Here is a 1,040-nt window from a genome sequence, read left to right on the forward strand (position 1 = left end):
TACCAGAAGTAGGTAGCCTAACCGCAAGGAGGGCGCTTACCACGGTAGGGTTCATGACTGGGGTGAAGTCGTAACAAGGTAGCCGTATCGGAAGGTGCGGCTGGATCACCTCCTTTCAGCGCGTAAAGCGCTTGATCAAGTGTCCACTCTTATCGGTTGTTCGTTAAGCTGGATCGGTGAGGAAAAGGGGCAAGCGCAAGATGCTTGACGTTCCTTGGCCTGGGATGCAGATCCGAAGAATATGGGTCTGTAGCTCAGTCGGTTAGAGCACCGTCTTGATAAGGCGGGGGTCGTTGGTTCGAATCCAACCAGACCCACCAGTATGCAGAAGCGCGAGTTTCTGTGGGGGTTTAGCTCAGCTGGGAGAGCACCTGCTTTGCAAGCAGGGGGTCGTCGGTTCGATCCCGTCAACCTCCACCATTTTCGGTGGGAATTCCTCGGATCACCAGAATTCAGGTTTAAGCGCAGCGTGCTGTGCTTAAAGCTGGGCTTTGGCTCGGTGTAGTACGATTTGGCTGTTCTTTAACAATTTGGAAGAAGCAACAACAGTAATGTTGTTCGACACGCTGGTGAAGAGCCAGTGGAGTATTGTCGGACAACGGGTTGTGATTGCATATATCAGTTCCAGAATGCTCATGTTCTGGAACGGCACAAACGCTAGAGTAAACCAGCCTATAGCCGCTACGGTTATAGGATCAAGCGACTAAGTGCATGTGGTGGATGCCTTGGCGATCACAGGCGATGAAGGACGTAGTAGCCTGCGATAAGCTGCGGGGAGCTGGCAAACAAGCTTTGATCCGCAGATTTCCGAATGGGGAAACCCACCGCTTCGGCGGTATCGTTAACTGAATCCATAGGTTAACGAGGCGAACCGGGTGAACTGAAACATCTCAGTAACTCGAGGAAAAGAAATCAACCGAGATTCCGAAAGTAGTGGCGAGCGAAATCGGAAGAGCCTGTACGAGTTAGCTTCGGTGATAGAAGAACGGTCTGGAAAGTCCGGCCATAGCAGGTGATAGCCCTGTATTCGAAATCTCTGA

2 tRNA genes and 2 rRNA genes are annotated in these 1,040 nt (G+C 51.6%); all 4 read left to right on the plus strand.

Features of this window, described 5'->3' with window-relative positions:
* Window positions 1-116: ribosomal RNA gene (locus tag N5K27_RS28895) — 16S ribosomal RNA — on the plus strand; the annotation flags it as partial.
* Window positions 117-243: 127 nt separating this feature from the next.
* Window positions 244-320, plus strand: a tRNA-Ile gene (locus N5K27_RS28900).
* Between the two features lie 24 nt (window positions 321-344).
* Window positions 345-420 (plus strand) — tRNA-Ala (locus tag N5K27_RS28905).
* 273 nt (window positions 421-693) lie between these two features.
* Window positions 694-1,040: ribosomal RNA gene (locus N5K27_RS28910) — 23S ribosomal RNA — on the plus strand; the annotation flags it as partial.

This window comes from Pigmentiphaga sp. GD03639 (assembly GCF_029845405.1).
Taxonomy (GTDB): domain Bacteria; phylum Pseudomonadota; class Gammaproteobacteria; order Burkholderiales; family Burkholderiaceae_B; genus Pigmentiphaga; species Pigmentiphaga daeguensis.